The 22,731-nt window shown below is 58.3% G+C and carries 19 protein-coding genes and 4 pseudogenes; 16 read left to right on the forward strand and 7 right to left on the reverse strand.

What is annotated here, in order from left to right; genetic code table 11:
* Positions 1-140: 140 nt before the first annotated feature.
* From ACR3EN_RS20135 to ureG, 8 genes and pseudogenes are all read left to right on the forward strand, one after another.
* Positions 141-913, forward strand: a pseudogene (locus ACR3EN_RS20135) (urease accessory protein UreD).
* 1 nt (position 914) lies between these two features.
* Entirely contained in the window at positions 915-1,217 is a 303-nt protein-coding gene (locus tag ACR3EN_RS20140) for an urease subunit gamma (protein ID WP_480821029.1), read from the forward strand.
* Positions 1,218-1,231: 14 nt separating this feature from the next.
* Entirely contained in the window at positions 1,232-1,393 is a 162-nt protein-coding gene (locus ACR3EN_RS20145) for a hypothetical protein (RefSeq protein ID WP_480821027.1), read from the forward strand.
* Positions 1,390-1,694, forward strand: a pseudogene (locus tag ACR3EN_RS20150) (urease subunit beta). Before ACR3EN_RS20145 ends, ACR3EN_RS20150 begins: the two are co-directional and overlap by 4 nt.
* On the forward strand, positions 1,694-3,454 hold the full coding sequence (ureC, locus tag ACR3EN_RS20155) for an urease subunit alpha (RefSeq protein WP_480821023.1): 1,761 nt from the start codon (positions 1,694-1,696) through the stop codon (positions 3,452-3,454). The pseudogene ACR3EN_RS20150 and the gene ureC overlap by 1 nt, the downstream one beginning before the upstream one ends.
* Before the next feature lie 18 nt (positions 3,455-3,472).
* Positions 3,473-3,925: an urease accessory protein UreE gene (gene ureE / locus ACR3EN_RS20160; RefSeq protein WP_480821021.1), complete on the forward strand. Its 453-nt coding sequence runs from the start codon at positions 3,473-3,475 to the stop codon at positions 3,923-3,925.
* Positions 3,909-4,562, forward strand: a complete 654-nt coding sequence (locus tag ACR3EN_RS20165) for an urease accessory protein UreF (RefSeq protein ID WP_480821019.1) — start codon at positions 3,909-3,911, stop codon at positions 4,560-4,562. Before ureE ends, ACR3EN_RS20165 begins: the two co-directional genes overlap by 17 nt.
* Positions 4,559-5,203 carry an urease accessory protein UreG gene (gene ureG, locus ACR3EN_RS20170; RefSeq protein ID WP_480821017.1) on the forward strand — a complete coding sequence of 215 codons (645 nt, stop codon included), beginning with the start codon at positions 4,559-4,561 and terminating at the stop codon, positions 5,201-5,203. The genes ACR3EN_RS20165 and ureG overlap by 4 nt, the downstream gene beginning before the upstream one ends.
* 133 nt (positions 5,204-5,336) lie before the next feature.
* Here ureG and ACR3EN_RS20175 read toward each other — a convergent pair whose 3' ends face one another.
* From ACR3EN_RS20175 to ACR3EN_RS20185, 3 genes are all read right to left on the reverse strand, one after another.
* Entirely contained in the window at positions 5,337-6,074 is a 738-nt protein-coding gene (locus ACR3EN_RS20175; RefSeq protein ID WP_480821015.1) for an FkbM family methyltransferase, read from the reverse strand.
* A gap of 89 nt (positions 6,075-6,163) precedes the next feature.
* On the reverse strand, positions 6,164-7,027 hold the full coding sequence (locus ACR3EN_RS20180) for a GNAT family N-acetyltransferase (RefSeq protein WP_480821013.1): 864 nt from the start codon (positions 7,025-7,027) through the stop codon (positions 6,164-6,166).
* Positions 7,024-7,839: a polysaccharide deacetylase family protein gene (locus tag ACR3EN_RS20185; RefSeq protein WP_480821011.1), complete on the reverse strand. Its 816-nt coding sequence runs from the start codon at positions 7,837-7,839 to the stop codon at positions 7,024-7,026. Before ACR3EN_RS20185 ends, ACR3EN_RS20180 begins: the two co-directional genes overlap by 4 nt.
* A 198-nt stretch (positions 7,840-8,037) precedes the next feature.
* Between ACR3EN_RS20185 and ACR3EN_RS20190 the strand changes: the two genes are divergently transcribed.
* The 5 genes from ACR3EN_RS20190 to ACR3EN_RS20210 are packed head-to-tail and all read left to right on the forward strand — an operon-like array spanning position 8,038 to position 12,666.
* Entirely contained in the window at positions 8,038-9,249 is a 1,212-nt protein-coding gene (locus tag ACR3EN_RS20190) for an AMP-binding protein (RefSeq protein WP_480918489.1), read from the forward strand.
* Complete coding sequence (locus ACR3EN_RS20195) at positions 9,246-9,716, forward strand: hypothetical protein (protein ID WP_480918490.1); 471 nt, start codon at positions 9,246-9,248, stop codon at positions 9,714-9,716. The genes ACR3EN_RS20190 and ACR3EN_RS20195 overlap by 4 nt, the downstream gene beginning before the upstream one ends.
* On the forward strand, positions 9,676-10,434 hold the full coding sequence (locus tag ACR3EN_RS20200; protein ID WP_480918491.1) for a dehydroquinate synthase/iron-containing alcohol dehydrogenase family protein: 759 nt from the start codon (positions 9,676-9,678) through the stop codon (positions 10,432-10,434). The genes ACR3EN_RS20195 and ACR3EN_RS20200 overlap by 41 nt, the downstream gene beginning before the upstream one ends.
* Complete coding sequence (locus ACR3EN_RS20205; protein ID WP_480821003.1) at positions 10,431-11,477, forward strand: LuxE/PaaK family acyltransferase; 1,047 nt, start codon at positions 10,431-10,433, stop codon at positions 11,475-11,477. Before ACR3EN_RS20200 ends, ACR3EN_RS20205 begins: the two co-directional genes overlap by 4 nt.
* Positions 11,470-12,666 carry an acyl-CoA reductase gene (locus tag ACR3EN_RS20210; protein ID WP_480821001.1) on the forward strand — a complete coding sequence of 399 codons (1,197 nt, stop codon included), beginning with the start codon at positions 11,470-11,472 and terminating at the stop codon, positions 12,664-12,666. Before ACR3EN_RS20205 ends, ACR3EN_RS20210 begins: the two co-directional genes overlap by 8 nt.
* Positions 12,667-12,746: 80 nt before the next feature.
* Here the strand turns inward: ACR3EN_RS20210 and ACR3EN_RS20215 are convergent, their stop codons facing one another.
* Positions 12,747-14,078: a UDP-glucose dehydrogenase family protein gene (locus ACR3EN_RS20215; protein WP_480820999.1), complete on the reverse strand. Its 1,332-nt coding sequence runs from the start codon at positions 14,076-14,078 to the stop codon at positions 12,747-12,749.
* A 273-nt stretch (positions 14,079-14,351) separates the two neighbouring features.
* The gene (locus tag ACR3EN_RS20220; RefSeq protein ID WP_480820997.1) at positions 14,352-15,239 is read right to left on the reverse strand and encodes an AraC family transcriptional regulator; all 888 of its coding nucleotides are present in this window, start codon (positions 15,237-15,239) and stop codon (positions 14,352-14,354) included.
* Positions 15,240-15,478: 239 nt separating this feature from the next.
* On the opposite strand from ACR3EN_RS20220, the gene ACR3EN_RS20225 reads away from it, so the two are divergent.
* The 3 genes and pseudogenes from ACR3EN_RS20225 (at position 15,479) to ACR3EN_RS20235 (ending at position 19,917) form a co-directional block, all read left to right on the forward strand.
* Positions 15,479-15,943, forward strand: coding sequence for a (2Fe-2S)-binding protein (locus tag ACR3EN_RS20225; RefSeq protein ID WP_480820995.1), 465 nt, complete (start codon positions 15,479-15,481; stop codon positions 15,941-15,943).
* Between the two features lie 5 nt (positions 15,944-15,948).
* A pseudogene (locus tag ACR3EN_RS20230) lies at positions 15,949-18,125 on the forward strand (xanthine dehydrogenase family protein molybdopterin-binding subunit).
* A 238-nt stretch (positions 18,126-18,363) separates the two neighbouring features.
* A complete protein-coding gene (locus ACR3EN_RS20235; RefSeq protein WP_480820991.1) occupies positions 18,364-19,917 on the forward strand; it encodes a trimethylamine methyltransferase family protein in 1,554 nt (517 codons plus the stop codon).
* Between the two features lie 147 nt (positions 19,918-20,064).
* Here the strand turns inward: ACR3EN_RS20235 and ACR3EN_RS20240 are convergent.
* A pseudogene (locus ACR3EN_RS20240) lies at positions 20,065-21,889 on the reverse strand (BCCT family transporter).
* A 70-nt stretch (positions 21,890-21,959) separates the two neighbouring features.
* A complete protein-coding gene (locus ACR3EN_RS20245; protein WP_480918492.1) occupies positions 21,960-22,619 on the reverse strand; it encodes an FAD-binding oxidoreductase/lyase in 660 nt (219 codons plus the stop codon).
* Positions 22,620-22,731: the final 112 nt, after the last annotated feature.

A 22,731-nucleotide genomic window follows, 5' to 3' on the forward strand; every position in this document is an offset into this window, starting at 1 on the left:
ACCTGCGCCGGATAGATAGTGTTCTGCGGCTTGAACGGAAAAACAAATGGCGAAGTCCTTCGATCTGCAGGTGCGCCATAACACAGCTTGCCCCGATATTACCGACCCAATCGGCGCCACCGCCGCGTGCGCAGGGGTCGGTGCAGCTGAGTGCGAAGCGGTTGGGAAAACGCTCGGTTCTGGATGGGTTGCGTCAGGCGGGTTCGTTCAAATGCCTGTTCCCACGTGCAGTTGGGGCGGCCCTGGATGCGGTATTGCTTAATACCGCAGGTGGTATTACCGGCGGTGACAAGTTTCGGTTTCATGGACGCGCGGGCAAAGGGACGACGCTCACGGTGACCACTCAGGCGTGCGAGCGTGCGTACAAAGCCATGCCGCGGCAGTCGGGCCAGATTGTGAACCACCTGGTCGTCGATGCCGGAGCGCGTTTGAACTGGTTGCCGCAAGAATTGATCTTGTTCGATGGCAGCGCTCTGGATCGGCACCTGCTTGTCGACCTTGCGCCGGATGCCGCCGCCTTGCTGGTCGAACCGCTGATCTTCGGACGCAAAGCGATGGGGAAACCCTGACGCAGGTCCGCCTGCGCGACCGGATTGAACTTCGGCGTGATGGTAAGCCGCTGTTTCTGGATGTGATGCGGTTCAGTGGCGATCTTGACTCTCATCTGAGCAGAGCAGCCATTGCGGGCGGCGCGGGTGCGATGGCGCTGGTCGTCTTGGTTTCTTCCAAAGCCGAAGCGCAATTGGACCGTGTGCGGCAAATACTGCCTGAGACAGCCGGCGCCACACTGATCCAACCGGATCTCATGGTCGTCCGGCTTCTGGCCGAAACCGGTTTTGCCCTGCGCCGAACACTGATGCCGGTTCTGCGCTGCCTGAACGATGGCTCTCTTCCCCGATGCTGGATGCTCTGACATGAATCTGACCCCACGCGAAAAAGACAAACTACTGATCGCCATGGCCGCCGAGGTCGCCCGCAAACGGTTGGCGCGCGGGGTTCGGCTGAACCATCCCGAGGCGATTGCCCTGATCACCGATGCGGTGGTCGAAGGCGCGCGCGATGGCCGATCCGTCGCCGATATGATGCAGGCGGGGGCGGCGGTCATAACCCGCGATCAATGCATGGAAGGCGTGCCCGAGATGATCCATGAGGTTCAGGTCGAGGCAACCTTTCCCGACGGCACCAAACTGGTGACGGTACATAATCCCATTCGCTGAAAAGGAGGTCTGATATGACCCGCATGCTCTTTCCCGCCCTGATACTTGCTGGCCCAGCCGCCGCCCATAACAGCACTCACGTCCACGCCCACGGTTCAGACTACGCGACTTTGGGCGTCGGTCTTGCGGTTTTCGCGCTGGCCGTCATCGCATTGATGGTGAAGTTGAACAAATGATCCCGGGTGAGCTGTTCCCGGCGAGGGTGAGATCACCCTGAATGCAAGCGCAAAGGCGATCACCCTGATGGTCGCCAATACTGGCGATCGCCCGGTTCAGGTCGGTTCACACTATCATTTCGCCGAAACCAACCCGGCGCTCGACTTTGACCGCGCTGCGGCCCACGGGCTGCGTCTGGACATCGCGCCGGGCACCGCCGTTCGGTTCGAGCCCGGTCAGGCACGCGAGGTCTCGCTGATCCCGATCGGAGGCGCGCGCAAGGTCTATGGGTTCAATCAAAAGGTCATGGGGTCGCTCTGATGCCGGCAACAATCAAACGTTCTGACTATGCCGCCATGTTCGGCCCCACCACCGGTGACAAACTGCGGCTGGCCGATACCGATCTGGTGATCGAGGTCGAGCGCGATCTAACCGCCGAACGCGCGGGCGCTGCCGCGACCGGGGGAACCGGCGACAATGCGCTGCTTTACGGTGAAGAGGTCAAATTCGGCGGCGGTAAGGTGATCCGCGACGGGATGGGTCAGTCTCAGGCTACGCGCGCCGAGGGAGCCGTGGATACGGTCATCACCAATGCGCTGATCGTGGATCATTCGGGTATCTACAAGGCGGATGTGGGCCTGAAAGACGGGCGCATTGCCAAAATCGGCAAGGCCGGGAACCCCGATACCCAACCCGGCGTGGATATCATCATCGGCCCCGGCACCGAGGCCATCGCGGGTGAGGGGCGTATTCTGACCGCAGGGGGCTTTGACAGCCACATCCACTTCATCTGCCCACAACAGATCGAAGACGCACTGCATTCCGGCCTGACCACCATGTTGGGCGGCGGTACCGGACCTGCCCATGGCACGCTGGCCACCACCTGCACGCCTGGTCCTTGGCATATCGGGCGCATGCTGCAGGCAGCCGATGCGTTTCCCATGAACTTGGCCTTTGCGGGCAAGGGGAATGCCTCGCTGCCCGCCGCGCTGGAGGAGCAGGTCAACGCCGGGGCCTGTGCCCTGAAACTGCACGAGGATTGGGGTACCACACCTGCCGCCATCGATTGTTGTCTCTCGGTTGCTGATGCGATGGATGTGCAGGTGATGATCCACACCGACACGCTGAACGAATCCGGCTTTGTCGAAAACACCGTTGCTGCCATGAAAGGCCGCACCATCCACGCCTTCCACACCGAGGGCGCGGGCGGGGGCCACGCCCCGGACATCATCAAGATCTGTGGTGAAAGCCATGTTCTGCCCTCATCCACCAATCCGACGAGGCCCTTTACCGTCAACACGGTCGAGGAACATCTGGACATGCTGATGGTCTGTCATCATTTGGACAAATCCATCCCCGAGGATGTGGCCTTTGCCGAAAGCCGCATCCGGCGCGAAACCATTGCAGCCGAGGATATCCTGCACGACATGGGCGCGTTCAGTATCATCGCCTCTGACAGCCAGGCCATGGGCCGGGTCGGAGAGGTGCTGATCCGCACCTGGCAAACCGCTGACAAGATGAAGAAACAGCGCGGTCGCCTGCCCGAGGAAACGGGCGATAATGACAACCTGCGGGTTCGGAGGTACATCGCGAAATACACGATCAACCCTGCGATTGCACATGGCCTGAGCCACGAAATCGGTAGCATCGAGGAAGGCAAACGCGCTGATCTGGTCCTATGGAACCCTGCCTTTTTCGGAGTGAAGCCCGAGATGGTATTGCTAGGCGGAACCATTGCCTGTGCGCAGATGGGCGACCCGAATGCGTCTATCCCCACACCGCAACCTGTCTACAGTCGACCGATGTTCGGAGCCTACGGTCGCGCGGTTGAACGGTCTGCGATCACTTTTGTGTCGGCAGCGGCGCAGGCGGCAGGGGTTGGAGAAACGCTTGGGTTGGCAAAGCAAACCGTCGCCGTGCAGAACACGCGCAACATCGGTAAGCGTGATTTGCTGTTGAACGACGCAACGCCCGAGATCGATGTTGATCCTGAAACCTACGAGGTCCGCGCCGATGGCGAATTGCTGACCTGCCAACCCGCCGAAGTGCTGCCGATGGCGCAGCGCTATTTCATGTTCTGAGACAAGAAGAAGGCCGAGATGACCACCGCTATCAAAACTGCTCGTATCTATCACGATCACCATCACGCTCAGGCCCATGCACAGGTGTCTTTGGACTATGACGGACGTTTCCTTCGCCGAAAAATGCTGGCTACCGATGAGGGCGAGACCTTTCTGGTCGATCTGGCGCAAACAAGATCGTTGGACCACGGCGGGGTGCTGGTCCTTGAGGACGGGCGCGAGATCGAGGTTGTGGCGGCGCCCGAAGACCTGCTGGAAGTAACGGGTGACAACCTGCTGAAGCTGGCCTGGCATATCGGCAACCGCCACACACCCTGTCAGATCGAGGATGGAAGATTGTTGATCCAGCGGGACCACGTCATCCGCGACATGCTTGAAAAACTTGGGGCGCGCATAACAGAAACTGTCGAGCCCTTTACCCCTGAAGGTGGTGCCTATGGGCATGGCAGGACCCATGGCCACTCCCACTGATACCGAAATACTGACACTGGTTCAGTGGCTTTCACCCGCATATCCGGTGGGCGCTTTCGCCTATTCGCACGGGATGGAATGGGCCATCGAAAATGGTGCGGTTACATGCTCTGCCTCGGCAGGTCGCTGGGTTGAGGATGTTGTCGAACATGGCAGTGGATGGAATGACTGCTTGTTTCTTGCGTCCGCCTACAAGGCTTGTGCGCCCGACACGCTCGCGCATATTGATCAGACCGCGCGCGCGTTCAGCGCCTCGTCCGAGCGATTGATGGAAACGCAATTACTGGGCCAAGCATTCAGCAGCGTGACCGGGGGCGTTTGGGACGTAAATCTGAACGATCTGACCTATCCGGTTGCCGTTGGCTACGCGGCGCGTCTTCAATCCCTGCCGTTGCGATTGACTGCGCAGATGTATCTGCAGGCATTCATGGCGAACCTGATCACCTGCGCGACACGGCTTGTGCCTTTGGGTCAGACCGATGCCCAACGCCTGATCCGCGATCTGACGCCGGTGTGCCAGCGGGTCGCCGAACAGGCGGTTGACGCGGGTCTCGATGCTCTGGGCGCGACAGCCTTCTTGTCGGACATAGCGTCGATGAAACACGAAACCCAGTATTCAAGGATGTTTCGCACATGAACAGCATGAACGGCCCACTGCGCGTGGGGATTGGCGGCCCGGTCGGCGCCGGAAAAACCACACTCACCGCCGCACTTTCTGAAGCCCTGCGAGACGTCTGTTCCGTGGGCGTCATCACCAACGATATTTATACGCAGGAGGATGCAGAGGCCCTGATGCGGATGCAGATCCTGCCGCAGGACCGCATCATCGGCGTAGAAACCGGCGGCTGCCCGCATACTGCGATACGCGAGGATGCCTCGATCAACCTCGCAGCGGTTGCTGAAATGCAGGCGCGGCATCCCGAACTGGATGTGGTGCTGATCGAAAGCGGCGGCGATAATCTGTCCGCCACGTTCAGCCCGGAACTCGCGGATATCACGCTCTACGTGATAGACGTGGCGGCTGGGGAAGAAATACCGCGAAAAGGCGGCCCGGCGATCACCAAGTCGGACGTTCTGATTATCAACAAAACGGACCTTGCACCCTATGTGGGGGCATCGCTTGAGGTCATGAACCGTGACGCCACAAAGATGCGCAATGGTCGGCCCTTTGTGTTTTCGTCTCTGCGCAAACGCGAAGGTATCGAGGAAATCGTTTCTCTTGTTGCGCAGATAGGCGGGTTGAGTATTGGCCAAAAAGCCCGTGCGACCAGCGCCTGAGGTGCAGCGCAGGCTGATCGCATCGGGAATACTACGGTTTCGTCTCGAACGGGCACCAAGATCGAATGGTGCCGTGCCTTGGGCCATAATCGTTCAATGCACGTCGCATTTGGCCGTGCTGTCCGAGACGTCCCTACTCGAATAAATAGCTTGGGAACTGGCTGAGACCGCGATCCGATGAAAACGCCTGTTGGATCGGCTGTTGAACACCGTCCAAACTGCAACTGTCATAAAATTCAAGATTTTGAGACAGTTTTAGCATCGCATCCGCACTGTCGGGTTTTTCCAAGAAAGGGGCGTGTGTGGACAGGTAGAATGCAGGGCGCTGCGTCTGCAACCACGTGCGCAGATATGGAACCAGCGCGAACTCGGCACCCTCGACATCCATTTTGACCAACGAAACGCTGCTGAGGTCTGCAGCGTTCCTGAATGTCTCCCAAGAGAGGCTCAGGACATCCGAGCCCTGGCTGGTATCGCCCAGCACCGAGGTCATGGAGTCACCAGGCTCTCCACCCAGGCTGGCCATGCGCATCACACCGGTTTCGTGCCACAAGGCTGCTCCGAAAGCGGATACATTGGTAATCCCGTTCAATTCGAGATTCCAAATCAGATAGCGATAGGCCACGGGGTCAGGCTCGAAACACCACACGTGCCGCGCACGGCGGGCGGCATAAAGGACGGTCGCCCCGGCCCATGCGCCGATATCGAGATAGTCTTCATCAGGCGAAAGGTACTTGTCCAGAACTGCAAAGGTCTCGGGCTCCCAGTCTCCTGCGGTTGCTTTGCGCCAGAATTTGGAATGGTAGGGATCAAGGCGGAACGGATCACCGTTCAGGCGACCGTTGTAATACCCCCGGGCGCGATAGAACATTTTTCTGAAATTTGTGAGCATCCGCAGCCTCAGATTTGTTGTCCCGATCTGTTTTGCACAACTGGACGCAGCACCCAAGCGCACGTCATTCAATCTAGCTTGAGCGAGAGCAGTTGCAGTTCGGTGTAAAGATGATCCAGCTCGGGTCCGTTCAGGCTTTTGGATTTCACAAAACGGGGTGCCGGCAGCTTGATGCGCGTGCCGTCAAGCGGCTGGCCGCCGCAGAACCGTTGGTCAGCGGACAGAACCGCGTCGTCCGAGGGCAACAGCTTGTTTGCGATGTCCTGTCCAAACTGGGTCAGAAAGCCGTCCTTGGGCGTGCGTATATACAGCACATCCCACCATGGCTGATCTGCACCCTTCTTGGTGACCGAGAACATGGCAAAGCTCTCACCTTCAGGATGTTGCATCAGCACGGGCCGTACGCCATAGCGCAGCATATCCCGGACGTAACGTTTTTCATGTGCGCGAAGATGCGGCTCCATTTCTGCCGGATCGGTGATTACGGTCAACACGTCTGACCCTGCGTCGCGTCTCTGCCAGTCCCAGCGGTAGTCGTCCAGCGAGGCGAATCCGCAAGCACGCAATGCCGCCATGGTGCGCGGATTGCTCGTGCTGGTCATGCTTGTGTAGTGCCGCTCGGGGTCGGCGGTGGCCTTCATCATCAGCAGCAACCCGGCGCTGCCGCGATACTCTTTTTCGACATACCACGCGCACATATTCGTCAGTTTCAGCCGACCTTCGGGCAGAGCGCGTTCCGAATGCACCGCGCCCAAATAGCCAACAATACGGCCATCTGCCTCGGCCACGTAGCCATAGTTGGGTTTGGGCATATTCCAATCATAATCGAAGATGCCCCGCCAACGTTCCAGCGATAGCTTTGAGTTCATTTTGCCATGCAGCAACGCGACCGCAGCTTCGGTGTCTTCTTTCTGGGCGGGCCTGACGATCATGGGGCAAAGATGTCCTCTGGCGATGGGAACCGGGCTGATGGGTGTTCGGAAAGGAGCGACAGGAGCGTTTCGCAGAAAGTCCACGTGGCTGCGTCGTGATCGATATGATGGGTCAAAAGCCCGGTGGGCTCGTGCGGATCAACTGTTCCGGCTCGACGGGATGCAAGATGGCTGGTTATGAATGAAACCGATTTGGCGGTGCCGGTAAACCGTGCACCGCCTTTCCATTTGATCGGGTCACAATGGCTGTTTACAAGGCGCAGCCCTGGTGCCGCTTCGGGCGCCGGACGCGCATCGCATAAAGAAAGCGCACTAAATCCCAGCATTGTCAGCTTCTGCGTCACGGTGGGGTCTATCCTGTTCCATGGTGGCACCATGACAGATAGGAACCGGCGGGCTCCAAAGAGCCCCAGCAAGATATCTCGGCCCTGCCGCAGTTCGGCCAGTACATCCTCGAGGGGTCTGTGACGACCCAATTCCCACGCGCCTTTGTCGCCACTGCCTTTGGCATGGTTGATATGAGCATAGCCATGCTGCGCGACATACGCCGTTGGACAGTTCAGAACGGCCTCGGCATAGGCCGCGTCCGAGGTCGCTGGGATCGAGGCCAGAACGATTGGTGCTTTCATTTGCTGCGACAGCGACAGCAAGCGTGCAAGGCGCGGCCCTGTGCGCGATGCATCATCGTCGCGCCACCAGAACGTGGCCGTCCGACCCAGCGCCTGCCATTGGTCAAGCTCGGCTTCAAGGGCGGTCCACGCTTCTGCGTCCGCCCGCACGTCGGCAGGATGTGTAGAGTTGTTGCCCTGCATGGCATCGCGACCTTGTGGTTCGTGTATCAACCCAATTGCTATTACAATGGGTCCAAAGACGCCATTCACAAAAGCTGGGATGTCAGGCCGCATCGCGATGGCATCAAAGGTAAACTGTCCGGGTCGAGTTTCATTTTCCGGGTCTTGGCGATAAGAGGTGCAAACCAAGAACTCTGATCAGGTGGCCAAGGCAAACTCATGATCCTGTACGACCAGACCAACAGCGCGTTTCTGGACAGCCTCGAACGGCTTTGGCAGCCCGGCACAGACACGTTCGCAGTTTTGCCGCAGCAATTTGATCAGGATGAGACCTGGATCGAAGGTGCGCTGCGAGCGCTGCCGGACCCATTGCGCCGCGATCATGTGTTGCTGAGCACATCGGGTTCGACCGGAGCGCCCAAGCTTCTGGTCGCAAGCCGCACACGCGCAATCGCAATCGCCGACCAGATCGGAAAACTGCAAGGTGTAGCCAAAGGTGACACGGCTGTTGTGACTCTGCCGCTGAGCTATTGCTTTTCGTTTGTGAACCAATGGGTCTTGTCGCAAACAATCGGGTTACCTCTGGCTTTCGCGCGGCTGTCCGACCCCGGCAAACTCGTCGGGATCCTAAACGACAGCGAACGGGCGCTGATTTGCCTGGTGGCGGCGCAGGTGCCTCTGCTGAAAGCGCTGGGGGGCGGGTCCTTTCCGCGGGTCAAAACGGTTGCGTTTGCAGGCAGTCCATTTCCGTGGGCGCATAGCGCTGACCTTGCAAAGCTGTTCCCGAATGCGCGGTTCTTTGACAACTACGGCTGTGCCGAAGCCATGCCGCGACTTGCCATAAAAGATGTCACCGCAAACGTGCGGTCTCAAAGCACACCACCTGCCGGTCAGTTAGGCCCTCTTCTGTCAGGCGTTTCGTTTCGCAAATCCGAGACAGGCGAGTTGATGTTCCATAGCCCATACGCCGCGCTTGGTACTGTGACGCCCGAGGGCTATGTGCCGTTTGCAGATGATGGATGGATCGGGACCGGCGACCGGGCCGAGCAGGACGAAACGGGCCCGTGGCAGCTACAAGGCCGCACGAATGAAGTCTTCAAACGCCATGGTGAGAAAGTTTCGCTGCTGCGCCTGAGCAGCTCGATTGAGGCAGCCTGGCAACAGGAATACGCACTTGTTCCTGCTTTTGATCGCGCGGGCGAACCGGGTGTTCAGCTTTTTCTTTCGGGACACGCCGATCGTGCAATCGCGCGCGCTGTCCTACAAGCCATTCGGGCGACGCATCCGCGGGCGCATTGGCCCTTGCAGATCATTCGCGTTGACAACCTGCCGAGACTGAGCAATTCAAAAATTGACCTGAAGGCCCTTAAGGGCTGCCAGACAAGGAAATCCTCTGGGATCAGCGCGTTTGAAAGGAACGGATGTTTATGACCAATCTCGAAAAACTTCAGGACCTGCTGGAGGATGTTCTGTTGCTGGAGGATGGGCAATTCTCTCGTGATTTGACCCGCGACGGATTAGATACCTGGGACTCGATGGCAACTGTCGCGGTTGCGATCGGCATCGAAGAGGTTTTGGGCATCATCCTAGCGAAGAAGAGGCGATCGCCCTGTCCAGCGTCGCCGATATTGTCGGTTTCCTGCAAGCTCGGGGTGTCGTATTTGATTGAATGCACCCCGCGCCTTGAACCGTCAGAATTGGCTGATCTGATTTCAGGTCAGAAAGTAGTCATGACGGGCCGAACCGCGACGGCGGCGCGGGTTCCGGCTTTGGCTTCTCTGCAAGTGGTTGATGTATTCGATGACATTCCAATGGACACCAAACTGCTGGTTGTTTTGGGTGGGGGGACGCGCATTGATGCCGCAAAAGCGTGGCGGGCGCGCAGCCGCGGAATGTAAGCTTCTTGCCATCGCGACGCGCTTTGGCAGCGGCGCTGAGGCCAACGATATTGCGGTTCTGGACAATCAGGGTGCCAAAACTGTTTTGAAAGGGCCTGAGTTCCGTGCCGATTTCAGGGCGTATCTGCCCTTCGCGCTGGACAGTTTGAGTGACGAGGATATCGCCTGGTCCGTCGGAGATTCCCTTACTCATGCTTTGGAAGGATTGCTGTCACCTCTGGCAAGTGCCGCAGTACGGCAAAGTCTTTCGGATCTGGTGCATCGCATGCTGAGACTGGGTGTGACGACCGACCCTGAGTGGTTCGAACTCAGCGCGTTGGCAAGCGCCGGACAAGCGCAGTCATCCGTCGGACTGGTGCACGGGTTGGCGCATGTGCTCGAGGCGCCCGCGCGCGCCGAAATGGTGCGACTGGGCCGAAGCGACAGTTTGGGCCATGCGCGGCTGTGCTCGGGGTTTCTGGCACCCGTTCTGCGTTATAACTTTATGCGCTCAGGCAAGGCGGCTGAACATCTGGATGCTGCAGGCATCGATAAAGATGCGCTGCTGGCATTCGCAAGCGCGCTTTCCGGCCCGGCGCTGCGCCTGCCGCTGGATTGGCCCGCTCTGATCCGGCAGAACTGGAAGCTGATACTGCGCGATATGTGTACACGTACGAATGTTGCCACAGTACGCCCCGGCACTCTTGATGATCTGATTGCGCAGGTTCAAAACCAATGAGCGATCTTCTGGACATGCCAGTCTACGGGGTTCGTGACGACGCCGCTTTTCTGACGGAAATGAACCGGATCACACAGTTCCACCAAACGCACTGCCCCGAGTATGCGCGTATCTTTCCGGATATTTCGCCAGTCGGCCGGGTTGAAGACTTGCCGTTTCTTCATGTCTCGACATTCAAGCATGTGCGTTTTCGAACCCAGGACGGTTCGATCAGGCACGAGCGTGTGCTGAACTCGTCCGCCACGTCTTCCGATGTGTCAAGTCAGGTCGCTTTGGACCGCTACAGTAGCGACCTGCAGGCCAAAAGCAGTCAGGCGATCCTGGCCGATTACATCGGCGGCCAGAAACGACCTCTGATCATATTGGATACGAAGTCCGCGTTGGTGCAGCGCGGAACGGTGAGCGCGCGTATCGCGGCGGGGCTTGCGTTGCGTCCTTTTGCAACCAAGCTGTATTTCGGGCTGGCATCGCAGGAACAGGACAGTCCGGTCCTATGGGACCATTTGGAGGATGCCCTGCACAGCAATGATGCGGTCGTGGTTTATGGCTTCACGTGGGTATTGTGGCGGCTTTGGGCGGGGAACGATATGCCATCGCACATCGCCAAACGACTGCGCGAGGTCCAGATCACCTATGTGCATAGTGGTGGTTGGAAAAAGCTTGAGGCCGCGCGTGTTTCCAAAGACGCCATGACGCAAAAGCTGCTGGGTATCTCTGGCCCCGGGTCATGTGTGGTGGATTACTATGGGTTGGTTGAACAAAACGGCATAGTCTACCCGGAATGCGCGGCCGGGTGGCGGCATGTCCCGGTATGGGCGGACGTGCTGGGCCGCGACCCATTTGATCATGGTCTGGTCTACGATGCCCCGGCGCAATTGCAGTTGATGAATGTGACGCCTAGGGGCAGCCCCTACCACAATGTGCTGACCGAGGATCAAGGCGAGGTCAGCACCAATCCGTGTCCATGTGGCCGCACCGGTCGCCGATTCAAGTTGCTTGGGCGCTTGCCCAAGACAGAGACGCGGGGTTGCGCAAATGTCTGATCCGGTGCTTGTTCCCCATAGTTTCCGCGACGCAAGCGACCGCATCATCGAAGTCGCGCTGCCTTTCGCGCTGGATGCTCTGTGTGATGAGTATGACGACATAACAGCACGCATGGCGCGGCGGGGTGCCCCCGCCGCATTTAGCCGCGATGAGTGGGGGTATTTGCTGAGTTTCATGCGCGGAGCAAGCTTGCGTGCAGTCTTCACCAACAGTTTTGGCTCCCGTTGTGACGGACAAGCCAAGATGCCCTATCGCATGGCGCGCCCGCGTTCGAATATAGCAGTCTGGTTGCCGAACAATGTAAGCCTACTTGGTCCGCTTGCCGCCATACTTTGCCTGCTGACTGGCGCGCGCGTTCTGGCCAAAGCAGGTCAGGCGTCAGTCAATCTGACAGCCGCACTGCGAGAGGAAATCCTGAACGCCGGCGCCGGGCCTGTTCTAACCCACCTTTGGACAGACAATCTGATAACCGAGTGTTTTGACCGATACGACCCGCGCAACAAAGACTGGTCTTTGACCGCTGATGCGCGGGTTTTCTTTGGCAGTGATACGGCAGCTTTGGCAGTCGAGGCCTTGCCACATAAAGCAGGTACGCCATTTTTTGCCTTCCGAGATCACAGTTCTTTGGTTTGGGGAGAGCCATCGGCGCTTGATGATGCGGCTCTGGAAACGTTGTTGCGTGTGTTCAGGGTCTATGGAAAGGCGGGCTGCACGTCGCCGCAGAGCCTTGTGCTGATAGATGGAACAGCCGAACAGGCGGCTGCTATCGCCGATCGCATGAAAGCGCTGTGCGACAACCGGATCACGACACGTCCACCAGTGCATATCGCATCCGACACTTTCATGGCAGAACAGGTTGCGCGCGCCGAAGGCAGCTATGCAGCGCGCGCATCGAATGGCAGCGCGGTATTTGTCGCAGGTGGCGCGTCATCCGGGGGCACGCCAGGGCTCATGAGTTTACGTATCATGGCTCAAACTCGTGAAGCCGCCATTACTTTGCTTCCGGACAATATCCAGACTGTTGGATATATCGCGACACCAGATACCGTTCGGACGTGGTCGCGCGCGCTGTTTGACAGCCGGGTACTTCGTTTGGTGCCTGTTGGTGCGATGCATAATTTCGGACCGTTTTGGGACGGTCAGGACTTCTGGCGCGGGCTTTTCTTGCAATCAGAGATCGGGGCCTGATTGCTCTAGGTCTAGCGCGCGCGGATTGCATAGGTGGGCCTACCATTCAGGCCCGGGCCCACCTGCAAAGGTATGATGTGCTAGGTTTTATTGCTGTCTGTCGCCTCGCCGACGCCCACGCCGACATAGTTGTCAAAGCCAGCACCCAGCACCATGGTTGAAGAATAGATGTTGCGCAGGTCGACCATGCGTGCAGTTTTCATCGCGTCTGCCAGATCGCTCAGGTTCAACGCGCGAAATTCGTTCCACTCGGTCAGCAGCACAACGGCATCAGCATCTTTCGCGGCCGCATAGGGGTCGTCCATCCAGTGAACACCGGGCAGAAGATCTTCACCTTCTGAACGTCCCTGTGGGTCAACCACGCGCACCTGCGCGCCTCCTCCGATCAGTGCGGGAACGATGGTCAACGAAGGTGCGTCGCGCATGTCATCGGTGTTGGGTTTGAAGGTCACGCCGAGTACGGCAATGGTTTTGCCATTGAAGCTGTCATCGCAAGCTTCGCGGATCTTGTCGATCATGCGCTTTTTCACCTCGTCGTTGACGCGCATCACGGTCTCGGTGATTTGCATCGGATAGGCGTGGTCCTGACCAATCCGCGCCAAGGCTGCCGTGTCTTTTGGAAAGCAGGATCCGCCATATCCCGGGCCGGCATGCAGGAACTTGTTTCCAATACGTCCGTCCAGCCCGATGCCGCGGGCGACCTCTTTGACGTCGCCGCCGGCCCGTTCGCACAGGCCCGCGATCTCATTGATAAAGGTAATCTTCGTTGCCAGAAACGCGTTTGCAGCGTATTTGATCATCTCGGCGCTTTCCAAATCTGTGGTCAGGATTGGGAAATCACGCAGATAAAGAGGGCGATAGATCTCGGCCATCACTTCGGCAGCGCGCTCACTTTCAACGCCGACGACCACTCGATCAGGGCGCATGAAGTCGTCGATCGCTGCACCTTCGCGCAGGAATTCGGGGTTCGAGGCCACGTCAAACGCAGCTTTGGGATTGGCGGCAGAGACAACCTGTTGGACCTGACGGTTGGTGCCAACGGGAACGGTCGATTTGGTCACGACAACGGTATAGTCAGTGATCGCTTTGGCGATTTCCTCTGCAGCGGCCATGACAAAGGTCAGGTCGGCATGTCCGTCACCGCGGCGCGTCGGCGTACCCACGGCGATGAACACGGCGTCGGCCCCGTCAACCGCACTGGCAAGATCGGTGGTAAAACTCAAACGACCAGCGGCTACGTTCTTCGCCATCAGAACGTCAAGGCCCGGTTCGTAAATCGGAACCTCTCCGGCTTGCAGCATTTCAATCTTGCGGGCGGATTTGTCGACGCAGATCACATCATGACCAAAATCCGAAAAGCAAACGCCTGAGACCAGTCCGACATACCCGGTGCCGATCATTGCAATACGCATATTTCAAATCCTTCTATGCGGCGGGCTGCTGTCTGGCAGACCCCTGCCGGGCGGAGTGTCCGCCACCTTTATCCCTGACCAAAACCGCGCTGGTTGTCAGGCGATCTGATCCTTCGTAACGAGAAACGTGCGTTTGCGCGCCCTTAGCCTCGTTGGAGACGAATAAGCGCGAACACCTTAAGGGATCAAGGCGATTTTATTCGCAACCCATGGCAACGGCGACGGATCATGCGAAAGGGGCGGACTATGGCCGACCTTCGCGCAAAGGGGTGGTCAACCCGCCATCAGTGTCCTGCCGGGTTTCTGATCGCTGGGCGACAGCCCGAACTTGCGCGAGTACTCTCGACTGAACTGCGTCGGGCTTTCATATCCCACGTCATAGGCCGCCGAGGCCACGGATGTGTTGCCGGATTGAAGCAAACGTCGGGCTTCGAGCAGGCGCAGGTCTTTCTGGTACTGCAGCGGAGTCGTGGCGGTCACAGCTTTGAAATGTTCGTGAAAGGCCGAAAGACTCATGCCGGATTCAGTGGCCAGATCAGCGACCGGGATACTGGTTTTATAGTTTCTTCGAATGAAGGCTATTGTCTTTGAGATACGGCTCGCAGGGCTTTCGTGCCGCAACAGCTGGCGCAGCATGGCGCCATGTTGCGCGCGCAACAGGCGGAAGTGGATTTCCTTCAGGACGAGCGGTGCCAGCGCGCGGGCCTCGACCCGATCGTGCGACAGGCGATAAAGGCGCGCCACCGCGTCGATCAACGCTTGATCCGAGGCGGCAACGTCCAGCGTTCGGGCGTCGCCGTCCTGCACCTCGCCGATCTCGTCGACCAGACTGCGCACCATCGAAAGATCCAGCGTCAGCGCCAGTGCTGCGTAAGGTTCTTCGGTGCTGGCTTTGATGACGGCGGCCTCGACCGGTACCGCATGACTGACGATCAAGGTGTCACCTGCGCTATAGCGGATCACGCGGCCGCCAATATAGGCCTCTTTCGCGCCTTGCAACACCAGACACATCACGGGTTCGTAGAACCCAGCGGCGCATTCGGTGGTTTGATCATTACAAAACGCATACAGCCCATCGACCCCGGTGGTACATCCCACACCCATCGCGCCGTTAGATTGAACCAGTTCGAATACGTCAGAAACCAGATCCGTCGGTACCATCGCCAACCCTCCTGTCCTTGGAGATATAAAGGTTTCGCGCAGTCTGAAAACAACCAACCAACACCTGCCGGAGGATTGGGCAGATCATTCGGAGAATAAGGCAGTGGCTTTCGGCTGCAGAGCGCTAGGTTTGTAATCAGACAATTGACGTCCCCCTGTCAGCGGTTTCGCGCAATGCAGCGAAGCACGCCGCTGCCATACATTCGCAAAAATTTGCAAAAAGAGGAGAGTTTGAACCCATGGCAATCGAACTGAAACTCAATGGTCAGACCCATACCGTCGAGGCCGAACCCGGTACACCGCTTTTGTGGGTCATCCGGGATGAGCTGAAGTTGACGGGTACCAAGTTCGGATGCGGCGTAGCGTCATGCGGAGCCTGCACGGTTCACATGAATGGTGAGCCGATCCGGTCTTGCCAGACGTACATTGAGGATGTCGAAGACGCCGAAATCACCACCATCGAGGTTATCGATCAGGACAAGATCGGCGCGGCTGTGCAGCAGGCGTGGCTTGAGTTGGATGTGGTTCAGTGCGGCTATTGCCAATCCGGTCAGATCATGAATGCGGTTGGTTTGCTGCGCGAGAACGCCAAGCCCACGGCAGAAGATGTCGACGAATACATGCATGGAAACGCCTGCCGCTGCGCCACTTACCAGCGTATTCGTGCCGGAGTTCTGCGTGCATCCGAGATTTTGGAGGTCTAAGACAAATGACAGCTGATTTTTCCCGCCGCGGGTTCCTGAAATCCGCCGCCGCCGCCGCGACGATCCTGTATGTTGGCACCAATGCCAAAGGCGCGATGGCCGCGTCCGCTCAGCCGGACGCGATGCTGAACCCGTTCGTCAAGATTGACAGCAATGGCAACGTGGTCGCGATTGTAAAGCACTTTGAAAAAGGGCAGGGGCCTGCCACCGGCCTGACCTCGCTGATTGCCGAAGAATTGGGTGTCACGATGGAGCAGATCGGCTACGAATTCGCGCCGTCTGACCCAAACGTCTACAATAACACCCTGTTCGGCCCGTTTCAGGGTACCGGCGGCTCTACCGCGATGGCAAATTCATGGATGCAGTATCGGACCGCTGGTGCGAATGCCCGCGAGATGCTGATCAAAGCGGCGGCTGAGGCCTGGGGGTCCAGCCTGACGCGCTGGATATTCAGCAGGGTATGATCACAGGTGCTGGCAAGTCGGCCCCTTTGGGGACTTTCGTCGCTGCCGCAGCCAGCTTTGCACCGTCCGAGACGCCGCGCCTGCGCGACCCGTCCGAATGGAAGATCATCGGCAATCCGGATACGCGCCGCAAGGACAGCCCGGTCAAGGTCAATGGCGCTGCCAAGTTTGCCATGGATATACATCTGGACAATCAAATGGTCGTTATGGTCAAGCGAACCCCGCAGCGCGGCGGCACTGTTGCGGGTTTTGACGACAGCGCCTCCAAAGAAGTGAAAGGTTTTATCATGGCCCAAACGCTGCCGACCAAACATGGCGTTGCAGTCTATGCCGAAAACACCTGGGCCGCGATGCAAGCGCGGGAGGCGTTGGATGTAGAATGGGACCTCTCGGCTGCAGAAACCCGGTCCTCGCAGGAAATCCGGGACGAGATCATGGCGGCGCTGGACGCGGCACCGACCTACAATGTCAACAAAGCGGATCAGGCGGCGGTCGCCGCTGCAGTGGATAGCGCTGCGACGGTGGTAGAAGACCTTTACTTCCCGCTGCTGGCACATGCCCCGATGGAGCCCTTGAATTGTACCATCGAGCAGACCGCCGAAGGTGACATCGTGCTGCACGATGGTGCCCAGATGCCGACCGGTCCCCACATGGCCTATCAGCAGATTTTCGATCTGCCCACAGAGAAGATCCATATCAATACCATGCTGGCCGGGGGCTCATTCGGGCGCCGCGCGACACCGGATGCGGATTATCAGGTTGAGGCTGCGCTGGCCTTCGTGCTGACTGATCGGACGCGCCCGGTCAAACTGGTCTGGGATCGCGAGGACGATATCCGCGGCGGATATTATCGCCCCGCCTTCGGTCACAAGGTGCGGGTGGGTCTGGACGAGACCGGTGCCATCGTAGGTTGGCAGCATCAAGTGGCCGGTCAGCCGGTAATCAAAGGCACCCCGTTCGAGGCCGTGCTGGTCCATGACGGTATAGACCATTCAAGTGTCGAGGGTCTGGCAGACAGCCCCTATGCGATCCCGGGCATGGCTGTGGGCCTGACGGATACCGAAAAGGCGACCTCTGTTTTGTGGTGGCGCTCGGTTGGTCATACGCATACCGGCTATGTCATGGAAGTTATGATGGATATGGCCGCAAAGGCGACAGGTCAGGACCCGGTCGCATTCCGCCTTGCGTATCTGAGCGGCGAAGACACCGATCAGTCTCGCAAGGCCGGTGTGCTCAAACTGGCGGCTGAGAAAGGCAATTGGGGCAGCCCCGCACCTGGAAACGTGCAGGGTGTGGCGGTGCACAAATCCTTTGGGTCATACGTGGCCGAGGTGGTCGAGGTTTCAGGAAATCTGGATGATGGCATCCGAATTGAGAAAGTGACCGCAGCCGTCGATTGTGGTATCGCGGTCAATCCGGACGTGATCAAGGCCCAGATCGAAGGTGGCATCGGTTATGGGATCGGCCATGCGATGCGGGATCAGATCACGCTGGATGGCGGCGTGGTCGAACAATCCAACTTTCCCGATTATGAGCCACTGCGGATCTCGGATATCCAAGCGATTGAAACCCATATCGTGCCTTCGGATCACGCGCCCACCGGCATCGGCGAACCCGGAACACCGCCCGCTGCTCCGGCGTTGGCCAATGCCATCGCCGAGCTGGACCTGCGGGTTTCCGAGCTGCCGATGAACGAAAACGGGGTCTATTTCGTTTGACCAAACGGCTGTATCGCAGACCTCCAGCGCTGCGGTACAGCCCGCCTCATTGGCTACAGAAAGCCACTGGTGGTGCGAAAAAGCAAAGCCGAAGTCTTCACCCCAGCAGGCGACATGCGTTGTTGAGTTTTTTTGATCCGGGTGATGTGCGATGTCGTTTCCTGCAAACGGGTTTCGGAATCGTCAAGTTTGTAACGGTCAAAGCTGAGAAGATCGTGGAAACTGCTGGAGAAACCTGATGACGACAGAAACGGTAACCCGGTCCCGATCGGGCGGTCGGTCGGCCCGCCGCGCTATCCGAACTGCCCCCAAGTTTGACATGCTTCCGGGCCTGAAGCGCGGCATACCGCTGTGCGAAGTGATGGATCCGGCGCATGTCGAACGGATCGATGCGGCCTCGATGGATATTCTCGAGAATGTTGGTGTTCAGTTTCGTGACCCGATTGCGCTGGAAGACTGGAAGAAAGCCGGCGCCAAGGTGGAAGGCGAACTCGTCTTCCTTGACCGGGAGATGGTGCGCGAACTGATCGCAACGATCCCGTCGAGTTTTACTTATCACGCGCGCGACCCGGCAAAGAACGTTCGGTTGGGTGGAAATCACTCGATCTTTGTGCCGATGACCGGCGCGCCTTTTCTGCGTGATCTTGATGACGTGCGCCGCAACCCGACGCTGGACGATCTGGCAATGTTCCACAAACTGGCGCACATGATGCCAGCGCTGCATTCCTCGGCGCATCATATTGTCGAGCCTTATGATCACCCCATCAGCCAGCGACATCTGCGGATCACCTATTCATCCATGAAGCACTCGGACAAGACCTTCATGGGCATGACCACCTCGCCCAAGAACGCCGAAGATGTGATGGAGATGTGCGCGATCCTGTTTGGCGAAAAGTACCTTGAGGATCATCCGGTGACCACGGGCAACTGCAACGGAAACTCTCCGCTGGTTTGGGATGAGACAATGCTGGGTGCGATGCGGGCCTTTTGCCGTCGCAATCAGCCGGTTCTGTGCTCGCCGTTTGTGCTGGGTGGGGCAAATACGCCCGCTAGCGTACCCGCTACGGTGGCGCAGCTAAATGCAGAAGCGCTGAGCGCATTGGCTTATACACAGGTCATCCGGCGCGGAGCGCCTGCCATCTACGGGCACTATCTTTCCACGGTGTCGATGAAGTCTGGCGCGCCCATGGCTGGCACGCCCGAGATCAGTTTGATGAACTTCATGATTGGCCAAATGGCACGGTTCTATGACGTGCCATGGCGCACTTCGAACACATTGGGTGGCGCCAAGACGTTTGACGCGCAAGCCGGATACGAATCCGCCACCACCCTGAGCGCTGTGATCCACTCTGGGGCAAATTACATCTGGCACTCGGCCGGCTGGAATGAGGCCGGGATGCATTGTTCTGTCGCCAAGTTCATCGTCGATGCCGAGCAATGTGCGATGGCCTATCGCATGGCGGAAGGCCCCAAATGGCATGATTTTGATCAGGCGGTGGCGGCAGTTCCTGATGTCGGGCCGGGGGGTCATTATCTGGGCCATCCGCACACGCAGGAGAACTTTCAACAGGCTTTCTTCATGCCGGACCTGTTCGACAACAACTCGATCGAGCAATGGCAGGCCGAGGGAAGCGTCGAGGTCACTGAACGTGCGCTCAAACATGCGCGTAAGCTCTTGGCCGAGTACCAGGAGCCGAAGCTGGACGAAGCCAAGAACGAAGAGCTATTGGACTATATTGCGCGCCGAGAACGTGAAATCCCCGCCGCAGATGAGTTGAATCAGACCTATTGAAGCGGCGGTTTTCCGCTTTACTGGCCCATCTCTGTTTTGAGATGGGTCTTTTGTTTTTCTGGTTGTATTGGACGGGGTCGGATGACGGGAAAAACGCCGCCGGTTACGGGGCGGCGTTTCCTGGTTTTTTAGCGTTGCCGAGGTGGCTTATTCGGCGGCCTGAGCCGCAGTGTCACCTCTTTTGTCACGCAGACCATCGCGATAAAGCGCTTTGCCCAGTGATATCATCATCAGGCCCATCACCATCGTGAAGGGTAGGGCCCCGATGATCATCGCGTTGCGCAATGCGTCCAGCGGGTTGTTTTCGCCCGCCGCAAGGATCAGTGCGCCGATCACAGCGGTCAGGATCAGACCCCAGATGATGCGGTGCTTGACACCGGTCTCCTGGCTGCCGCCCGACATGATGGTGTTCATCACAAGGATGCCCGAGTCCGCAGAGGTCACGAGGAAGGTCATGATCAGGATCACACACATCACGTTCAGCATCGACAGCAGGCCGCCATCGATCATGTAGGACAGCGTCACGAACAGCTTGTTGGTGTTCGATGCCCCGATGATCGCGCCACCAGCTTCACCCGCCAGTTCCAGATCAATCGCGGTGCCACCCAGAACGGTCATCCATGCGAAACACACCAGCGCCGGTGCGAAGACACAGCCCAGGATGAATTCGCGCACGGTGCGACCCTTCGAGATGCGCGCCAGGAACAGGCCCACAAACGGCGAGAACGCGATCCACCAGGCCCAGTAGAACGTGGTCCAGCCGGACTGCCAGCCAAACTGGCGACCCTGCTCACCTGCGGCATATGCCGCGGCCAGCGTCGCCTCATCCAGTTCTGCTGCTGCGCCTTCCAGACCGCTCTTGAAGCCGTCAAAGCTGCCCCAGGCATTGGTTGCACCGCCCATCAGAGCCTCTGCATGCGCCTGTGCTTCGGCAGGCAGAGCTGCCGCGAACGCTTCGGCCGACAGCGGGCCATATGCGCTGAAGCTCAGCGAGATGAAGTGCAGGATGTAGTCGACCATCGCCGTGCCATAGGTGGTCATGGCGAAAACGAACGAGCCGAAGACGACAAATGTGCCCAGCAGGATGATCGACAAAACCAGGTTCAGGTTCGACAGGTACTTAACACCGCGGCCAACACCCGACACAGCCGAGATGATCGACAGCGTCATGATGGTTACCAAGCCAGCGATCAGGCCGACTTTGGATGGGGTCGGAACTTCGCCGCCCAGATCCATCACCCATTCCATGCCGGTGATCGCATATACACCGTCAATGAACTGGCTGATGCCATAGCCGATCGTCACCGACACACCCAGAATGGTTGCCACAACGCCCAGCACGTCGACAACGTGGCCCAGAAAGCCGTTCATCAGCTTGCCGAACAAGGGTGTCAGGGCAGATCGAATGGTCAGTGGCATGTCGCGGGTGTAGGCGTAGTAGGCCAGCGACAAACCGGTGATCACATAGATCGCCCATGCGTGAAAGCCGTAGTGCAAATAGGTGTAGCGATAAGCGGACTGGATTGCTTCGGGCTCGTTGCCCGGCACGTCGCCTGCGACCACCACGGGGTTCGAGCCCCACAGCCCCAGAGGCTCGGCGGTCGCGAACACCATCAGGCCGACGCCCAAGCCAGCACCAAACATCATCGAGAACCATGAGAAGTTCGAAAACTCCGGCTTTTCGCCGGGTGTACCCATGATCCGCTTGCCCGTGCCGGGGATGATCGCCACAGCGGCCAGAAGAAGAAAAACAGCCCTACGATGATGACGTAGAAGCTGTTGAAGCTTTCAAGCAGACGGCCGTTCAGGCTGCCCAGCGTGCCATTCGCGTTGGCTGGAAACACCAGGGCCCATAGCACCAGACCAACCATGATCGCCTTACTGATCAGTGCAATGGGTACGCTGTAGTTCTCATAAAACCGCCATCCGCAGTTTTTATGTCCAGATCTGTAAATGGTTCTTTTATCGACATCTAATTCCTCCCGTGTCGCGTTCGGTCGCCATTCGATGGCTATTCTTGTTGGCATGATTGCACAGCAGTCTTATTCTTCGGATGCTTTCCATTCCTTCCATCTTAGGACGACATTTGCTCCGATCTCCCGAAAGGGTTGCGGTGGCAGCTGTTTTGGTCTGTCTTCGGAACCGAAGTGTTCGACAATGTCTGATTTATGATTGCAGGCAAGCTCGGCCGCGGCAATACCTGTCAACGTGCCGCGTGCGGTCCCCAGCCCGTTTTGGACGCAACCAGAGTAGACACCACGATCAATTTCCCGTGTAACCGAGACGCCATTGAGGCTAAGGCACAGATGTCCGGCCCATTGGTATTCCATCCGGGTCCCGGCCAACTGTGGAAAACGTTGGTCAAACTTGTGCCGCATAACCCGACCGGCGCGCTTTAGATCTTTGCCGGAAGAGGCCATGCCCGGACGCAGGGCCGCGCAGGTTCGTGTGATGATCCGGTTCCCACCCTGTCTGGTATCGATGCGGCGCATTGTTGTGCCCATGGGATCCGATGGCGTCACGCCCCAGCGCGTGTGGCCACCCAGTTTCTTCAACGCATCTGTGTCCAGCGCGGGTGTCATCGCCGCAAATAGGAATAGCTGCATCAGGCGGTTGCGCGCGATACCAAAGCTTTCCAGATGGCCGTTGACAGTCAGGATTACTTTCGCGGCCGTGACCGCTCCTTTTCCGTTTTCACGCACCAGTTATCGCCGGCGCGTTCAAAACCAAGGACAGGGCTGTTCTCAAACATACGCACGCCCTGTCCGGCCAGACCATCGGCCAACCCGCGTATGTAGCCAGCGGGCTGCAGCA

The sequence above is a fragment of the Ruegeria sp. G7 genome, from assembly GCF_056535465.1.